The sequence below is a fragment of the Nonomuraea sp. NPDC049152 genome, assembly GCF_040648355.1.
Lineage (GTDB): Bacteria > Actinomycetota > Actinomycetes > Streptosporangiales > Streptosporangiaceae > Nonomuraea.
Window position 1 is genome coordinate 150,146 of record NZ_JBEZDO010000017.1, and the last position, 16,014, is coordinate 166,159.

Below are 16,014 nucleotides of genomic sequence, written 5' to 3' on the forward strand. Positions count from 1 at the left end.
GGGTGGATTTGATTGAATATGCCGAGATCATGATCTGAGGTGTGAAAGGACCGAGATGCACCCCCTGCGTCCAGGCGATCCTGAGCAAATCGGCGAATATTCCATCCAGGGCCGACTGGGTGAGGGGCCGCGAGGCGTCGTCTATCTGGGCCAGGAGTCCGAAGATCAGCCCACCCGCGTGGTCAAGCTCCTTGCCGAGGAGGGCCCCGAGGTCGTCGACACGATGCGTGCGGCCAAGCGGGTGTCGAGCTCCTACGTCGCTCGCGTGCTGGACACCGGGCTGGCGGACGGCGTGCCGTACCTGGTGAGAGAGCACGTGGAAGGCCGCAGTCTGGCCGAGACCGTGCAGGCGGAGGGCCCGCTCGATGGTGACGCGCTGGAGCGCGTCGCGGTCGGCATGCTCACCGCGCTCACCGCCATCCATCTGACGGGTCAGGCGCACAGAGGGCTGACCCCCACGAACGTGATCCTCGGGCCCGACGGGCCGCGGGTGACCGACGCCGGCATCGGAGAGCCCGTCGGCGAGATCGGCTATCGTGCGCCCGAGCAGCTCAACGGCCTCCAGCACGGCCCGTACGCGGACATCTTCAGCTGGGCCGCCACGGTGGTCTTCGCAGCCACGGGTGTGCCGCCCTTCGGGCACGACATGGAGGCCGTGCTCAACGCGAAGCCCGACGTCGGTCCGCTCCCGCAGCCGCTACGCAAGGTGGTCGTCTCCGCGCTGGCCAAGGACGTCGGCCAGCGGCCCACGACCTACACCGCGTTGCTGCAACTCCTCGGCGACAAGAGCGCCGACAAGCTGGTGGCGGGATCGACCCTCCAACTGCCTCCTGTCGAGGGCGCGGTGATGGCCCACGACGGGCCGCCGATCGAGGGCGTGCCCGTACAACAGGTGCCGCAGGGACCGATGCCGGATCGGCTGCCGGACTGGGGCCCGCCGCCGCCCGCTTGGAGCCCGCCAGGCATCCCAACCCAGCAGGGGACGCGCCAGCAGGAGCCGCACCATGTCCTGTCGGCGCAGGTCACCCCCCAGGGCCGGCCGCAGGGTGTACGGCGCAAGTCGTTCCCGCTCGGCCTCGCCGCAGGCGTCGGCGTCATCGCACTGCTCTCGGGAGCGGGCCTGTGGGGGGCGAGCCAGTACACCACCGTCAGCGGGATCACGCCTGCCACCGCCGAAGGCAAGGCGATCGAGAAGCAGCAGCAGTCCCAGGCCGTGGGCGGAGACGTGGGCATGGGGCCGTCAGATGACACTCCAGGGCAGGGGCAGCCGACCGCCGTGGTGACCGTGCCGTGGGCGACGCCTTCGACGGCGCAGGACGACGGCGGCGTCGGGCCACTGGTGCTGCCGAGTGAGTACACCTCGGACAGCCCGCAGGTGCCGGTGCTCACCTCTGTCCCTGTACCGACGCAGTCGCTGGCGGTTCCCACCGTGCAGCCGCAGGTGACCCAGCCGTCGCCCACGGTGACCGTCACCGCGACCGCCACGCCCAAGCACTCGGAGAAGCAGACCGAGAAGGAGTCGGCCAAGCCGTCGGAGGAGCCCACGCCCACGCCTACCCCGAAGCCGAAGCCGACGGAGGAGCAGACTCCGACGCCGAAGCCGACGCCGTCGGAGGAGCCCACGCCTACCCCGAAGCCGACGCCGTCGGAGGAGCCCACGCCCACGCCTACCCCGAAGCCGAAGCCGACGGAGGAGCAGACTCCGACGCCGAAGCCGACGGAGCCCTCGCCGAAACCGACTCCCACCAAGACGAGCGCCAAGCCGACGCCATCCCCGACGAAGTCCACCCCGCCGCCGCCTCCGCCGTCCCCGACCAAGAGCCCCACGCCGCCCCCCGTGGAGAAGAACCCCCACACCGCGAGCCAGGTGTGCGGCCCGGGCTTCTACGTGCAGCGCCAGAGCTCCTTCACCGGCGGTACCACCTATCAGATGTACAACAGCAGCACGGGAACGAACTGCGTGGTCACCATGAAGACCACCGACATCGGCAAGGCCACCCCTGTCAGCGCCACGCTCGAGGTGCAGGGCGGCGGCAGCCAGACAGACAGCGGCAACTTCGAGTTCTACGCGGGTCCCGTCAAGCTGCCCGCCAAGGGCAAGTGCGTGAAGTACTCGGGTAGCACGAGCTCCGGCAGCACCGGTTCCGACTGGGGTAACTGCAGCTGAACGTATACACGAACGTAACGGATCACGGCATTTGACTTAATGTCCTGAGTAGATCGTGATCGCAACCGGGACGACGGGAGCGATCGATGGCACAGCCGCCTCCTCAGCGGATCAATCATCAGCAGCTGAAGAAGGGGGCGGCTCCTGCCTTCGACGAGGCCGGGGCAGCCGTGCGGAACGCGGTGTCGAAAGCCTTGCGCGCGCTGCCCAAGGTGGCGGAGTGGTCCACCGACGAAGAGGTCGACAGGGCGTTCCTCGAATGGTTCAAACCGAAGTGCGAGGAGATCCCCAGGCTCATCCGTGAGTTCGCCGAGGTGTACGAGGACTGCGGCGACGGCCTGCGCGCGGTCCAGCGCAACGTCTCCACGGTGGACTGGGGCATCGCCGACGACATGAAGATCGACGAGGTTCCCGTCTACACCTGGCCTCCCAAGGAGGCCCGCTGATGGCCGTTCCGAAGTTCGAGCCGTCGATCAGGAAGAACGGCCTGCTCAAGATGGCCAACCCGATGGCGCCCTACCGCCTCCTGGCGATCACGATGGCGGCGGGCGCCGGTTCCATGATCCTGTTGAGGATCTACGCGGGAGTCGTGGCGCCCGAGATCGATCCAGGCGAACTGCGCCAGGCCGCCGACGTCTTCAGGACGCTGGCCGACGACCTCGACGGGGGCACGAAACCCGAGGGCGGGATCGCCGACCGGGCCGACGCGGCGGCGACGTCGGTCTGGGCCCACAACGAGGGCCTGTCCGTGCAGGCGTTCAAGGATCTCTACACGACGAGCATCGCGCTGTTCCCCGTCGCGTTCGCCAAGGACTGCAGGGTCCTCGCGGTGGGCTGCGACGCCTACGCCTCCCTCGTCGAAGACGTCCGCAAGCGACTGGCTGAAATCGACGACGCCATCATGCAGGTGCTCTGGATGGTGGCCTTCCAGCCGCTCACCACGGCGCTGTTCGCGGTGGCCAGGGCGTGGGCCGCCTGGCAGATCGTCAAGCTGGCCAAGATGGCCCAGATGATGAAGATCATGTTCGCGCAGAGCGCCGCGCGGATCCTGGGCATGGCCTTCCCGAAGTACCTGCTCACCACCATCAACTACGCGTTGATCGACGGCGCGGCCTACGCGGCCGGCTCGGTCGGCGCCCATGCGCTCTCGAAGAAGGCGTGGGGCGTGCCGGTCGGGGGCTGGAAGGAGAACGCCGAGGAGTTCGGCACGGTCGTCGGCGCCAACACCGGATACATCGTCGGCTACGACATAGCCAAACTGGGTCTGCCGGGGCCGGCCGGCCGGGGGAGCGAGATGGCCGCCAGGCTCTTCGGCTCCGGCGTCGGATACACGCCGACCGAGAACGTCATCAAGGGCGAGGACGAGGTCTGGACGACGCCCGAGCAGTGGGCCGCCAAGCTGGAAGGCCACGGGCTGCGGGCGGTGATCTTCCCGCCCGGCTGGCGGTTCGTGCGCTGATCAGTAGCCCCGGTAGTCGAGCCCCTTCTTCACGGCGACGACGCCGGGCACGTTGGAGACCGATCCGTATTCTGCGATGGCGTAACGGACGCCGGCGATGATGTTGTCCACCGGGTTCCAGATGTCCTTGTGGCCGGGCAGCGACCACTGGCTGAAGGTCGGATCGATGGTCTGCATCAAGCCTTTGGACGGGGTTCCGGCCTCGGCGTTGGAGTCCCAGTTGTTGATGGCGTGCGGGTTGCCGGCCGACTCATTCTGGATGATCATCCAGATGTCGTTCGCGTTCATCTTCGCGACCGAATAGCCCTGAGCGGCGAGGATCTTCGTCGCCTCCTCGATCCACTCCTTGATCTTGCCGGTGGGCGCGGGCCCGCCACCCGCCGGCGGAGGGGGACCGCTGGGGCCGTAGCCGCCGAAGCCGCCGCCGGAGCCCCCGTTTCCGCCCTTGGTCACCTTCGGGGGGCGATAGCCGGGAGTGCGCTGCCAGTCGACCTTCTTGCCGTGCACAGGGACGAACGATTTCGCCTCGGCCTCCGTGATGGCGGCGAACGTGGTCTTGCTGTTGAGGAATTCGGACCCCAGCTTGCCCATGGCCTTGTTCGCCTCGGACACGGCCGTGCGGACCTTGCCCACGTGCTCCGCGGCCGTGTTCGCCTTCTCCTTGTAGATCTCCTCGGACTTGGCGGAGGTCTCCTCGGGGGTGGCGTTGGGGTGCTCCTTCTTGTACGTCGCCTCTTCGACGCTCGCGTCGCTGACGAGGCCGTCGATCTTGGGCTTGGCGTCGGCCAGTTCGGTGGCCACGCTCTCCAGGGCCGTCGCGCAGGCGGCCAGGGCGTCGTGGAGGTGGTCGGCGGCCCTGCCGTACTCCGACATGTAACTGACGAAGTTCTGGGCCGAGTCGCCCTGCCAGGCCGAGTCCACGTTGCGGACCGCGGCGCCCACGCCGCTCGCGAACTCGTTGACGTCGCCCGCCGCGGCACGCCAGTCGGCCACGATGTTGCGGATCTCCTCCGGCTTGCCGCTGACCTCCTTGGCGTAGCCCAGCAGTGTGTCGCGGGAGCTCATGAGGTCGCCTTGTGCGCTTCGCGCACGTTGTCCTGCACCTTGTCCAGCGCGCGTTCGACGCCCTTGAGCTTGTTCCTCGCCTGGCCGAGCTCGCCCGAGAGCGTGCTCCATGCGGTGTCGATCGCGGTCGTCAGGGACTGCCTGGCCTCCACCTGGCCGAAGATGGAGGAGTCGGTCGGGGTCTTCGCCTTTTCCGGCATGGCGCGGTCGAGGCTCTCGTACTGCCCAGCCGCCTTGTTGGCGTCGGAGCGGCACTTGTCGAGCGCCTGGAAGTGCATGTCCACCGGGTTCACTCCTGAGCGGTCAGGTAGGCGGTCTGGATGAGGCGAGCGCCCTGGCGGCGGTCGACGTGGTAACCGCGGCCGGGTGGCAGCGGGTGCGGGCGCACGTTGCCGAACAGGAACCCTTCGTCCTTGCTTCCCGAGAGGATCAACGCGGGGCTGGCCATGTCCTTCAACCGCTGGATGACAGGGTCGAACAGGGCTCTGCCCGCGCCGCCCATCTGGCGTGACATCACCAGGTGCAGGCCGATGTCGCGAGCCTGAGGCAGCAACTCGACCAGGGGGCCGAGGGGGTTGCCTGAGGTCGCGACGAGATCATAGTCGTCGACGAAGATGTACAGGTCGGCACCCTTCCACCAACTCCGCTCGCGCAGCTGATCGGGAGTGATGTCGGCCGGAGGCAGCCGGTTGACCAGAGCGTCGCGGGTGTCCTTGATCAACTCGGCGGCGGCCGCGCTGGACGCGGCGTACCCGATGCGGTGGTCCGTCACCGCCGAGTCCAGCAGCGACCTACGGTAGTCAATCACGATCATCCTGGCCTCGCCGGGGGTCAGCCTGGCGACCAGACCCTCCGCGATGAGCCGCAGCAGGTTCGACTTCCCGCTCTCGGTGTCGCCCACCACGATGAAGTGCGGGTCGGCCTCGAAGTCGAGGGCGACGGGCGACAGCGTCGCCTCGTCGATGCCGATCGGCACCACCCGCGGCCCGGTCTGCTCGGGTGCCGGCAGCACGGTGGCCGGGAGCACGGGAGGCAGCAACCTGATGGGCGGGGCAGGGGGGCCCTGCCACGAGTCCCTGATCGCGTGGACGAGCCCGCGCACCCCAGCCGCGAGGTCCTCCGCGCTCTGCACACCGTCGATCCTGGGCAGTGCCGTCAGGAAGTGCAGACCGTCCTTGGTGAGGCCGCGACCCGGCACACCCTCGGGTACGGCGAGCGCCTTCTTCCTGTTGACCTCGGACTCGTAGGCGTCGCCGAGCTTGAGCTCGACCCTGGTGGCGAACAGGTCGCGGATACTCGGCCGGAACTCCGACCACTTGTTGGTGGTGGCGACGATGTGGATGCCATAACCGAGCCCGCGCGCGGCCAGGTCCGTGATGACAGGTTCGAGGTTCTCGAACTCCTGGCGGAGCGTGAGCCACCCGTCGACGATCAGGAACACGTCGCCCCAGCCGTCACCTTCGATGGCGCCTTCCGCCAGCATCCGCCGGTAGGTGACGATCGACTCGATGCCCCGCTCGGCGAAGTGCCGTTCGCGCTGCTCGAGGAGGGCGGAGATCTCGGCCACCGTACGGCGGACGCGGTCGCCGTCCAGGCGGGTGGCCACGCCGCCCACGTGGGGCAGCGCGTCCAGGGAGGCCAGCGCGCCACCACCGAAGTCGAGGCAGTAGAACTGCGCCTCCCGCGGGGTGTGCATGAGCGCCATGCTGGTGACGAGCGTACGAATGGTCGTGCTCTTGCCGCTCTGCGTGCCGCCCGCGATACCCACGTGACCGCCCGCGCCCGACAGGTCCAGCCACAGAGGGTCGCGGCGCTGTTCGAAGGGCTTGTCGATGATGCCGACGACGGCGTGCAACCGGCCCCTGCCCGCCCACCCGGTGGGCGAGAGGCCCAGCTCGGGCGTCACCGAGAGCGGGGGCAGCAGGTGCGCGAGGGTCGGCGGCTCGGCCAGCGGCGGCAGCCAGATGCGGTGCGCGGCGGGCCCGGCACCCTCCAGCCTTCCCACCACGACGTCGAGCAGGCTGTGCTGGCTCGTGCTCTGATCCTCGTCGCCGACAGGAAGGACCTTCGGCTCCTCCTGCTCGGGAACGGGCATGTGGGCAGGGCCGTACTCGACGACCTGGTATCCGGGCGCGTGGCCGCCCTGGGCCGCCGCCTGGGAGAAGTCGGCCTGGTAGGCGCCCGAGACGTATGCGGCCTTGAACCGGGTCATGCCGGTCGTGTCGAACTTGAGATACCCGTTGCCGGGTGCGGAGGGCAGCTCGTAGGCGTCGGCCACGCCGAGCACGGCCCTGCTCTCCATGGCCGAGAACGTGCGCAGACCGATCCGGTAGGACAGGTGGGTGTCCAGCCCGCGCAGCCTGCCCTCTTCCAGCCGCTGGGAGGCCAGCAGCAGGTGGACGCCGAGCGAGCGGCCCAGGCGTCCGATCATCACGAACAGCTCGATGAACTCGGGCTTGGCCGAGAGCAGCTCGCTGAACTCGTCGAGGACCACGAAGAGGGTCGGCATCGGCTGGAGGTCCGCCCCCTGTTCCCTGGCGCGCTCGTAGTCGCGAAGGGAAGCGTAGTTGCCCGCCGCGCGGAGCAGTTCCTGCCTGCGGACCATCTCCCCGTGCAGGGCGTCGTGCATGCGGTCGACCAGCGGCAGCTCGTCCTCGAGGTTGGTGATGACCGCGGACACGTGAGAGAGCGTGTCCAGGCCCAGGAAGGTCGCGCCGCCCTTGAAGTCGACCAGGACGAAGTTGAGGATCTCGGAGGAATGGGTGATCGCGAGGCCCAGCACCAGCGTGCGCAGCAACTCGCTCTTGCCGGAGCCCGTGGCGCCGATCACCAGGCCGTGCGGGCCCATGCCGCCCTGCGCCGACTCCTTGATGTCGAGCTCGACGACGCGCCCGTCGGAGCCCAGACCGATGGGCACGCGCAGCTTGTTACGGCCGGCGCGCGGCTGCCACGTCACCGCAGGGTTCAGCCGGCTCGGGTCGCCCACGCCGAGGAGATCGGTCAGCGAGGTGTTCGTGCCGAGCACGTCCTGCGTCTCTCCGCCGGAGGCCGCGGAGGCGCGCAGCGGCGCGAGCTGTCTGGCCAGCCCCTCCACCCGCAGGAAGTCGAGCGCGTCGGGGTCGCCGAGACGGTTGGTCGACCGCTTGCCCGCGTGATCGATCTTGACCATGTGGAAGCCGTCGGGCTGGATGTCCATGCGCAGCGTGCTTCGCTCCTCGACCACCCCGGTCGACTCCGACAGGTCGATTACGGTCACGCCATGAATGGCGTCCATGCCGAGCTGGGAGTCGTGCGGAACGTGCCCGCCATCGACGATCACCACGTAGTACGGCAGCGCGTCGGCCGCCCCGCCCGGCTTGAACCTGGCCCGCTCTCTCAGCTCCTCGCCGACCACATGGTCGAGCCAGCCGAGGTCCTCCCCCATCAACCTGACCTGGCCGGCCGCGTCCGTCTGCTCGGGATGCAGGGCGTGCGGCAGCCATTTGACCCAGTCCCAGTGCGGCATCCACTCCTTGGACGCGCACACCATGATCCGCATGTCTTCCGGCGAGTGGAATACCACGAGCTGGGCGATCATCGCCCGCACCAGGTCTCGGACGGAGACGGGCTCGCCGCTCAGGTGGATCCTGGCGAACGCGTTGAGCGCCACCGCGACGGGCAGTTCGGAGACCGTGGAATGCGCCCTGACGAACCTGCGCAACGCGCCTGCCGACAGGGCGTCGAGGTCTTCCACGGGCTTGGAGTCGGGCGGGATGAGCTGGACGGCCAGCTTCTGCACGCCGGTGCCGAGCCGTACCGTGCCGAAGTCCTCGTCCCGCGGCCTGCGCTCCCAGAGCCGCGGGCCCATGGCCACCCACCACAGCGTGTCGGGAGCGGGGCCGCTCCACTCCAGCGCCTCGCGTTGCTGGACGGCGGCCTTGCGCACCTTTCTGCGGATCTGCGAGAGGTAGCGGAAGTAGTCGCGGCGCAGGCCGTTGAGCCGGTTCTTGCGCTCGCCCGAATTGCGGCCCATCTGTCCCATGGTCATGCCCAGCATCGAGATGCCGAACAGGCCGCTGGCGACGTACATCAGCGGGCTGGAATGGCCGCCCGCGGTGAACATCAGGCCCATGGCACCCGCCCCTGCCAGCATGGGCACGTAGGTGAGGATACCCATGAGGCCGGCGGGCTGGACCTCGGGAATCTCCGGCGGAGACTCCAGCAGGATCTCTCCGCGCGGCGGTTTGGGGCTGGGGCGGCGCTCGGGGCGGCGCACGACAACGATGCTCACTGGCCGGACAACCCTCCTGTCACAGGAATCCCTTTCTTATCAGATGCCGTTATCGTCGGAAACGTGACATCGATTGCGCACCAGCCGATGCAGCAAGGCGCACTCCCGCAAATCCACGCGCCCGTGCCCCCGCTCTGCCACGTCACGATCGTCGCGCCGCGCAGGCGGGCCGATCTGGCGCTGCCGACCGACATCCCTCTCCCGCACGTGCTGCCAGGCATTCTGCGCGCGGTGGGGGAGGCCGGCGGCGAGTCCGCCTCCGCTCCCGGCTGGGTCCTGCAACGCCTCGGCGGTGCCCCCTTCGACCTCGGACAGAGCCTGGCCACCCTCGGGGTGCTCGACGGCGAGGTGCTGTATCTGCGGCCGCGAGAGGCGGCCATGCCTCCCGCCCTCTTCGACGACGTCGCCGACGTGGTGGCCACGGGCGTCAACGGCGGCTCGGGCAAATGGGAGCCGAAGCACACCAGGCTGATGGGCGTTGGCGGCGCCACCGTGCTGCTCGCGCTGGGCTCGGTCGGCCTGGTGCTGGCGGGAGAGCCGGTGGGCGGGCTCGCCGCGGTCGCGGGCGTGCTCGCGCTCCTGCTCGTCATGGCGGGCGCAGCGCTGTCCAGGGCGGTCGGTGAGGCCTGGGCGGGCGCGTTGATCGGGTACGCCTCGCTGCCGTACGCCTTCCTGGCGGGCCTGTACGCGCTGGGCGGGGGCTTCGGCGCTCCGCACCTGCTCGCCGCTCTCGCCTGTACGGCGCTGGCGGCCACGATCGGCACCGCGGCGATCGCCGAGGGCGTGCCCGGCTACCTCGGAGTCGCGATCGCGTCGGTCGCGGGGGCGATAGCCGCCGCCGTTGTGATGATCTTCGACGCTCACGCCGCGGGCACCGCGGCGATCACGGCCACCGTACTGATGGCGTTCACTCCGCTCATTCCCACTCTGTCGTTCAGGATGGCGAGGGTGCCGCTGCCCGCGCTGCCCACCAACGCCGAGGAACTGCGGGCCGACAACCAGCTGCTCGACAGCGCATCGGTGCTCGAGCGCACCCAGCAGGCCCGAGGGTATGCCACCGGCCTGGTCATCGGTGTCGCGCTGTCCGGGCTCGGCGCGCTGGCCTTCCTGGTGGCCGAAGGCGGCTGGATGGCGGTCGCCATGGCGGCGACGCTCTCGCTGACGCTCATGCTGCGCGCCCGCGTCTTCCACGGGCTCGGCCAGCGCCTTTGGCTGATCACCTCCGGCCTCGCGGGACTGATCTCGCTCGCGGTGGCGCAGAGCGTGGGCGCTGGGACCGTGGGAGCCGCCGCCGTGGTGATCGGCCTGCTGTGGGTGGCCATGATCATGCTCAGCCTGGGGCTGTGGCTGCCCACGGGCCGGCTCTCGCCGTTCTGGGGGAGGGCCGGCGACATCGTGGACGTCATGCTGCTCGTCGCGCTGTTCCCGCTCGCGCTCGGTGTTCTGGAGGTCTACGCCTGGATACGGGGGTTGTCAGGCTAGGCGGTCGCGCATGCGGGCGATCCGGTCCCCGCTCTCCTTGAGGAAGGAGTCCTGCAGATCCTCGACCATCCGGTTGAGCGACTCGGCGTCGAATTTCCCGCCGACGGGCATGGCGAACAGGCTGCGGGCGTTGCTGTCGTGGTTCTCCTGGGCGGCACGCACCGCCTCGATGATCTCCTCGGCGAGCTCGTGGCCCTCGAGGCGCATCGCCCTGCCGCTGAGCTTCACGTCGGTGAGCTTGCCTTCGGCGTCCACGGTGGCATGCACGAGCCCGCTGCGGCTCTCACCCGCTCCGGTGATCTCGGACAGGCCGTTCATTGCCGCGAGGACGTCCCTCATCTGCCGCTCGGTGTCCAGGATGACGCGGTCGAGGTCCTCATGGTGGATGTTGTCCATGCAGCCATGGTCATCGAGACGGAGTGAACCATTGGAAAGCGCTCGCAGTACATTCGCTGAACCGATCATGAAGGATCCTCGGATCAGCTGATCTTTAGGTAACAATCAGGACTTATGGCTGGTCCTGATATCTATGTGACCTCAACGGCGATCGCCCATCTGTGCAGCAGGATCGACAAGGAGCTGCAGGGGGCGCTGGCCTTCGTCGGCGACCTTTGCGAAGCGAACCACGTGGACGGGCTCGGGTTCGGCATCGCCGGTGGCATGATCCTGGAGGGCCCCTACGAGGAGCTGCGGCAGTGGGCTGAGAAGAAGATGGCCGAAGCTGAGGGCTGCACCGAGAGCTGGTTGACCACGTTGGCCACGGCGCAGCGCAACTGGCGCGCCGCCGAGGACGCCAGCGCTGTGAGGTACCGCTGATGGTCGACTCCCTGGCGCGCAGCCTCGAGCCGGTGAGCCGGCGAACGGTCGCGCGGTACGGCAATCCCTACGCTCCGCCGAGACACGGCGGCCCCTGGCCGGCCTCGTCCGTGGGCGAGCCGATGGGGCCGAAGGCCATGGAGTTCCTGAAGAAGCTCGGCAGGGTGTCGGCGGGTGTCCTTCCCGCGATCGCGATCGCGAGCACCATGCTCGCCAACGAGCCGGGCATGGCTCAGGCGGCGAGCAACTGGAAGAGCGGCATCGCCGCTCGCCTCGACGACGGCGTCAAGCAGCTCCTGCCACAGCTCATCGCCACCTCGAAGGAGGGGTGGATCGCCATGGACCGCCTGGAGTTCGAGCGCGTCGTCTGGGAGTTCCACCGGGAGATCGGCGCGTTGCGCTCGGTTCTGTCCGATGTGGGCGGGATGATCGACGAGGTGGCCGCCGGCTACCGGAGCTTCTGGCTGAGAATGATCAACCTCGGTATCGGCGTGATCGCGGCCCTTGTCTTCGCCAAGCGCCTGCAGTTCATGCCGTTCCCGGCCGCCCAGGTGGCCGGGAGGCTGCTGGAGACGGCCGTGTCGCTGAGCGTGGTCAGTGCGACGGCCATCTTCAGCGTGACCCTGTCGGCCGTCCTGAAGGAGGCCGGGGGCCTCATGTCGACGGTGGTCAAGAAGGGGCACCAGTTCAGCTACGTGACCCCGAGCGGCGCGGCCGCGGTGAACTTCCGCAGCGTGACCATCGACACCAGCAAGTACCCCTCCTTCCGTGAGCCGGCCGTCAAGGGCACTCTTCCTCCCGGTTCCCAGAACTTCGACTGGGTCGAGCCCAAGCGCGAGAAGTGACCGCCCGAGACGCTAGGTATCCCTCCGAACGCCGTTCCCGCGACACCTGAGCTGTGGTCGCGGGGACGGTCTTCGGCGTGTGGTTCAAGTGATTGCGTGGGTTCGCCAGCAGGGCTAGGTTGATTGGATCTTTGGTGTGAACGGGATGGAGTGGACATGATGGACGGGGATTTCGGCACCATCGACATGGACAGAATCATCAAAGGCGCCGACGCGCAGATGGCCCGCGTGGAGGAGATGCAGCAGAGCCTCTCCACGTTGGTCGGGCGGGCATCCGACGAAGATGGCCTGGTCAGCGTGGAGTACGCCAGCGAAGGCATGCGCGACCTGACGCTCCACCCCAAGGCGATGCGGCTGAGCTCGGGCGAGCTGGCCGAGCTCATCAAGACGGTGTTCCAGGAGGCGTCCGCCGATCTCCAGCGTCAGGCGAGCGAGCTCATGGCCGAGGTGTTCGGCGAAGACAACCCCATGCGGAACTTCACCGACCCCGAAGCATCCATGCACGACATCAGGCAGGCGCGCGCGGCCTTCGACAGGACCTTCGAGGACGTGATGGGCGAGCTCGATCGCATCAGCCGCAGACTCGACCTCTGACGCCGCGCCCGCCCATCCCCTTCCGGTCCCCGGCTCAGCAGCCGATGCGGCCGGGGCTGGTCCCGTCCGTTTTGATCACGAAGGCGTCCCCTTCGGGGTCGTAGATCTGCCGGTCGCGCTCGTCACAGCCTTCGCTCGCCGCGCCGCCCATGCCACCGGGCGCGAACGGGTACATCGAGCTGCCCATGCCTCCCGTTCCGCGCAGCACGCCGGGAGCGGCCGCCGGATTGCCCGAACCGAAGGTGCCGTACCCCATGACGCCGCCTTCCCTGCCGATGACGCCGTCGGGGCCGATCATGTTCGGGGTCACCAGCGGCGTCGTGGTCGTGCGCGGCGGCGGGTTCGGGCCGAGGTAGTCGGCGGGCGGGGTCGTCGTCGTGGTCGGCGTCACCGGGTTGGGAGCGGTGGTCGTCGCGTCGGCCAGGTCCGTGCCCCGCGACTCGTCGCCGCCGATGACAGGCGGTGTGGTCGGCTGCCCGCCCGGAGTCTCCGGCGTACCGCCCGGTTGACCCGGCGGCTGCGGCGACGGCTCGGGAGTCCCGGGCGTCGGGTCCTGAGGCTGCGGGTCCTGCGGCTTCGGGTCCTGCGGCTTGGGATCCTCCGGCTTGGGGTCCTGAGGCTGCGGATCCTGCGGCTTGGGGTCGCCTGGACCTGGGTCCTGACCGCCCCCCGGCTGTTCCGGACCAGGGGAGGAGGATCCGGGGCCGCCGGTGTTGGAAGAGCCCGAGCCGCCCGGTGAGTCGGAGCCTGACGTCCACGTCCGTGAGGTGCTGTCGGGCACGCGGTCGTCTCTGACGGTGACGTTGTCCGCCTTGTGACCGGAGAAGTCGAGCGGCTTGACCTCAGGCAGTGCGAACGCCAGGCCCTCGGGCAACGCCATGTTGATTTCGGCGATCTCATTGTTGAGCTTGCGCAGGTGCTCCCTGGCGAGGATGTCACCCAACGGGTTCGACGCCACGCTCGGCTTGGAGTTGCCGGAGGTGGGCGGCGTCAACCACTCCGGAACCGAATACGTCGACGAGGAGCCGGTGCTCGGGGCGGGCGGGTTCAACCCGTAGTCCGAGTAGAGACTGGAGCCGGTGCTGCCGCCGTTCAGCGAGATCGTGCCGCCCGGCACGTTGCTCTTGTAGTGCTCCAGTGCCTTGGCGTACTTCTTCAGCTGCTCGCCGGTGCTCTTCAGCGCGTCGTGCAGCGCCTTGGCGGTGCCGTGAATCTCCCTGAGCGTCTTCTGCGCCTGGGCGGCGTCCTTGCCGTGCCACGAGGTCACCAGCGCCCTGTGGGTACGCATGACCCTGGCCTGCAGCCCGCTCTGGTCATCGAGCTTCGCCGCCGCGAAGACGAACTCCTCGCCGGCACGCCGCAGGCTCTCCGGGTTTGTGTTGTCCAGGAATGCCTTGATCTGGGCGTGCGTCAGCCCCTTCTCGTCCCCGAGCTCGTAGAGGAACGAGTAGATCTTGATATTGGCCCAGGTGGACTCAGCCACAGTGCACTCCTCAGGCGCTGCTGTCCTTGTGGCCCTGGTCGGTGTTGTCCACGGCCTTCTCGATGGCGACGCCGATCGCCTCGATCTTGCCGACCAGTTCCTTGTACTTCCCGAACAGGATCTCGTAGCTTCTGGCGACGTTCTGGCCGAAGTAGTCGGCCGTCGGCCAGGTGCCGGTGTCCTTCGGCCCCACATTGCCGAGCACCTCGACCTGGGTGAACGTGCCGGGACCCGACCAGGTGGCGCTGCCTCCGGCGGGCGCGCTGCCCTCGAAGTCGCTCAGGAGGTCCTTGCGCAGGTTGCGGGCCGCGTCCCTGACCGAGTCGTGGTGCATGTACCGGGGCGCCTTCTCGTCGAGCCCCTCCCAGTCCGGGTGGAGGGGGACCTCAGGCGGTTGCCAGTTTTCTTCGACTTCTTTCATGCCTTGTCCTTGGACACGTGGTCGATACGGCCGATGGTGAACTTGGCGTCACTTTGGAACAGGTCCTCGTCCTCCAGGTAGCAGGTGTCGCGCCACCGCTCTTCCTCCTCGGTCTTCGACCCGGACCCGCCGTGCGGGAGAACCGTGGGCGTGATGCCGCCCCGTCCTCCACCGCCGCCTCCCGCACCTGAGGCTCCCCCTGAAGCGCCGGCGCTCACTCCCACGCCTACGCCATTGGAGGAGTGGCCGCTGCCGGAGGAGTTGCCGTTGCCGAAGGAGGTCGGGTCGGTGATGCCGGTCTGGGCGAGACTCGGGTCGTAGCCCGAGAGGCTGGTGGTCTTCCCCAGCGAGGTGCCGTTGCCGTTGCCCTCGCCTGCGCCGTTGCCCACGCCGTTGACGCCGGGCACAGAGCCGTCCACGCGCCCCGGGTTCGCGTCGATGTCGAGCGCGCTCGGATCGACCGATTGGATCTTGTCGTCGATCCCACTGCCGTCCACGTCGTGACCACCTGTTCCGGAGCCGCCGAGTCCGTCGCCGACGTCGCCGACGTCTCCGAGGTCTCCGACGCCGCCCGGATCATCCACGCCGCGAAGATCGACGTCGCGGAGCTCGTCGAGCCCGGATCGCATGGACGAGTCGTACGGGCTCGTGGTCGTCGCCGGCACCGCACCTGGAATGTTGGAACCGGGCGGCGGGACGTTGTTCGTGTTGAACGGGGGCACGGTCAGCTGAGGGATGTCGGTGGTCAGCGAGGCGGGAAAGAGATCGTTCACCTTCATGGTGGCGTCCGTCAGCTTCGTCAGGTGCTCCCTGGCCGCCTTCATCTCCTTCTCCTGCTTGCTCTCCCCGACCAGGTTCAAGAAGGGGACGTCGCTGAAGAGAGAGGTGATGCCACCGGCGATCGTGCCCACGACACCACCGATGACCGCGCCCGGAGGGCCGCCGACCAGGAATCCGATACCCGCTCCGCCCATACCCCACTGGCCCGCCGCCTCGAGGGTGGAGATGTCGCTGCCCACGTCGCCTGGCGTGTCACCTCGGAAGACGGCCACGGTGTCGGAGTAGGCGGCGAGGGCGGGAGCGATGCCCTTGGTCGAGGGCTTGCCCGGGGGGTCGTCGGCGATCGCGTCCATGATCGAGACGGCGGAGTCGCGCATCCGGCGCAGCTGGGTCTTCACCTGCTTGGCGTCCTCGCCGACCGTCCAGGCTGTGTCGAGGATCTTGAGATGCTTGTCGATGGCCTCGACCAGGGTGTCCAGCTTGATGCGGACGGCCGCGAACTCCTCGGCGGCGGACCTGAGGAGATCGGGCCTGGTCTTCTTGAGCGCTTCCCTCAGCATGTCGAGGGGTATTTCCTCGGCGTCCTTGGGGCAGATGATCACCGCTTTGATGGGCGAGGTGTGAGTCGCCAC

Annotated in this window: 14 protein-coding genes; 7 read left to right on the top strand and 7 right to left on the bottom strand. The window is 68.6% G+C overall.

Annotation, left to right across the window (positions count from 1 at the left end):
* Positions 1 to 55: 55 nt before the first annotated feature.
* From AB0B45_RS28795 to AB0B45_RS28805, 3 genes are all read left to right on the top strand, one after another.
* Complete coding sequence (locus AB0B45_RS28795) at positions 56 to 2,167, top strand: serine/threonine-protein kinase (RefSeq protein WP_358136621.1); 2,112 nt, start codon at positions 56 to 58, stop codon at positions 2,165 to 2,167.
* 86 nt (positions 2,168 to 2,253) lie between these two features.
* Positions 2,254 to 2,613, top strand: a complete 360-nt coding sequence (locus tag AB0B45_RS28800) for a hypothetical protein (protein ID WP_358136624.1) — start codon at positions 2,254 to 2,256, stop codon at positions 2,611 to 2,613.
* Positions 2,613 to 3,626, top strand: coding sequence for a hypothetical protein (locus AB0B45_RS28805; protein WP_358136626.1), 1,014 nt, complete (start codon positions 2,613 to 2,615; stop codon positions 3,624 to 3,626). The genes AB0B45_RS28800 and AB0B45_RS28805 overlap by 1 nt, the downstream gene beginning before the upstream one ends.
* On the opposite strand, the gene AB0B45_RS28810 is transcribed toward AB0B45_RS28805, so the two are convergent.
* The 3 genes from AB0B45_RS28810 to eccCa are packed head-to-tail and all read right to left on the bottom strand — an operon-like array spanning position 3,627 to position 8,961.
* Positions 3,627 to 4,691, bottom strand: a complete 1,065-nt coding sequence (locus tag AB0B45_RS28810; protein WP_358136628.1) for a WXG100 family type VII secretion target — start codon at positions 4,689 to 4,691, stop codon at positions 3,627 to 3,629.
* Positions 4,688 to 4,975 carry a hypothetical protein gene (locus AB0B45_RS28815; protein WP_358136630.1) on the bottom strand — a complete coding sequence of 96 codons (288 nt, stop codon included), beginning with the start codon at positions 4,973 to 4,975 and terminating at the stop codon, positions 4,688 to 4,690. The genes AB0B45_RS28810 and AB0B45_RS28815 overlap by 4 nt, the downstream gene beginning before the upstream one ends.
* A 5-nt stretch (positions 4,976 to 4,980) precedes the next feature.
* Positions 4,981 to 8,961, bottom strand: a complete 3,981-nt coding sequence (eccCa, locus tag AB0B45_RS28820; protein WP_358136632.1) for a type VII secretion protein EccCa — start codon at positions 8,959 to 8,961, stop codon at positions 4,981 to 4,983.
* A gap of 63 nt (positions 8,962 to 9,024) precedes the next feature.
* Here eccCa and eccD point away from each other — a divergent pair, with 63 nt between their 5' ends.
* Positions 9,025 to 10,443, top strand: coding sequence for a type VII secretion integral membrane protein EccD (gene eccD, locus AB0B45_RS28825; protein ID WP_358136634.1), 1,419 nt, complete (start codon positions 9,025 to 9,027; stop codon positions 10,441 to 10,443).
* Here eccD and AB0B45_RS28830 read toward each other — a convergent pair.
* Positions 10,435 to 10,839 carry a YbaB/EbfC family nucleoid-associated protein gene (locus AB0B45_RS28830; protein WP_358136636.1) on the bottom strand — a complete coding sequence of 135 codons (405 nt, stop codon included), beginning with the start codon at positions 10,837 to 10,839 and terminating at the stop codon, positions 10,435 to 10,437. The genes eccD and AB0B45_RS28830 overlap by 9 nt on opposite strands.
* 114 nt (positions 10,840 to 10,953) lie before the next feature.
* Here AB0B45_RS28830 and AB0B45_RS28835 point away from each other — a divergent pair, with 114 nt between their 5' ends.
* The 3 genes from AB0B45_RS28835 to AB0B45_RS28845 all read left to right on the top strand — a co-directional run bounded on the left by AB0B45_RS28835 (position 10,954) and on the right by AB0B45_RS28845 (position 12,698).
* On the top strand, positions 10,954 to 11,259 hold the full coding sequence (locus AB0B45_RS28835; protein ID WP_358136638.1) for a hypothetical protein: 306 nt from the start codon (positions 10,954 to 10,956) through the stop codon (positions 11,257 to 11,259).
* Positions 11,259 to 12,104, top strand: a complete 846-nt coding sequence (locus tag AB0B45_RS28840) for a hypothetical protein (protein WP_358136641.1) — start codon at positions 11,259 to 11,261, stop codon at positions 12,102 to 12,104. The genes AB0B45_RS28835 and AB0B45_RS28840 overlap by 1 nt, the downstream gene beginning before the upstream one ends.
* A 156-nt stretch (positions 12,105 to 12,260) precedes the next feature.
* On the top strand, positions 12,261 to 12,698 hold the full coding sequence (locus AB0B45_RS28845) for a YbaB/EbfC family nucleoid-associated protein (protein WP_358136644.1): 438 nt from the start codon (positions 12,261 to 12,263) through the stop codon (positions 12,696 to 12,698).
* A 34-nt stretch (positions 12,699 to 12,732) separates the two neighbouring features.
* Here the strand turns inward: AB0B45_RS28845 and AB0B45_RS28850 are convergent, their stop codons facing one another.
* From AB0B45_RS28850 to AB0B45_RS28860, 3 genes are read right to left on the bottom strand one after another with little or no spacing between them, the layout of a single operon-like run.
* Complete coding sequence (locus AB0B45_RS28850) at positions 12,733 to 14,181, bottom strand: WXG100 family type VII secretion target (RefSeq protein WP_358136647.1); 1,449 nt, start codon at positions 14,179 to 14,181, stop codon at positions 12,733 to 12,735.
* Between the two features lie 10 nt (positions 14,182 to 14,191).
* On the bottom strand, positions 14,192 to 14,602 hold the full coding sequence (locus tag AB0B45_RS28855; protein WP_358136649.1) for a hypothetical protein: 411 nt from the start codon (positions 14,600 to 14,602) through the stop codon (positions 14,192 to 14,194).
* Entirely contained in the window at positions 14,599 to 16,014 is a 1,416-nt protein-coding gene (locus AB0B45_RS28860; protein WP_358136652.1) for a hypothetical protein, read from the bottom strand. The genes AB0B45_RS28855 and AB0B45_RS28860 overlap by 4 nt, the downstream gene beginning before the upstream one ends.

Excerpts from the sequence above, each read along its gene's own strand:
- AB0B45_RS28795 (WP_358136621.1), top strand. The coding sequence starts at position 56 with ATGCACCCCCTGCGTCCAGGCGATCCTGAGCAAATCGGCGAATATTCC.
- AB0B45_RS28800 (WP_358136624.1), top strand. The coding sequence starts at position 2,254 with ATGGCACAGCCGCCTCCTCAGCGGATCAATCATCAGCAGCTGAAGAAG.
- AB0B45_RS28805 (WP_358136626.1), top strand. The coding sequence starts at position 2,613 with ATGGCCGTTCCGAAGTTCGAGCCGTCGATCAGGAAGAACGGCCTGCTC.
- AB0B45_RS28810 (WP_358136628.1), bottom strand. The coding sequence starts at position 4,691 with ATGAGCTCCCGCGACACACTGCTGGGCTACGCCAAGGAGGTCAGCGGC.
- AB0B45_RS28830 (WP_358136636.1), bottom strand. The coding sequence starts at position 10,839 with ATGGACAACATCCACCATGAGGACCTCGACCGCGTCATCCTGGACACC.
- AB0B45_RS28835 (WP_358136638.1), top strand. The coding sequence starts at position 10,954 with ATGGCTGGTCCTGATATCTATGTGACCTCAACGGCGATCGCCCATCTG.
- AB0B45_RS28840 (WP_358136641.1), top strand. The coding sequence starts at position 11,259 with ATGGTCGACTCCCTGGCGCGCAGCCTCGAGCCGGTGAGCCGGCGAACG.
- AB0B45_RS28845 (WP_358136644.1), top strand. The coding sequence starts at position 12,261 with ATGATGGACGGGGATTTCGGCACCATCGACATGGACAGAATCATCAAA.
- AB0B45_RS28855 (WP_358136649.1), bottom strand. The coding sequence starts at position 14,602 with ATGAAAGAAGTCGAAGAAAACTGGCAACCGCCTGAGGTCCCCCTCCAC.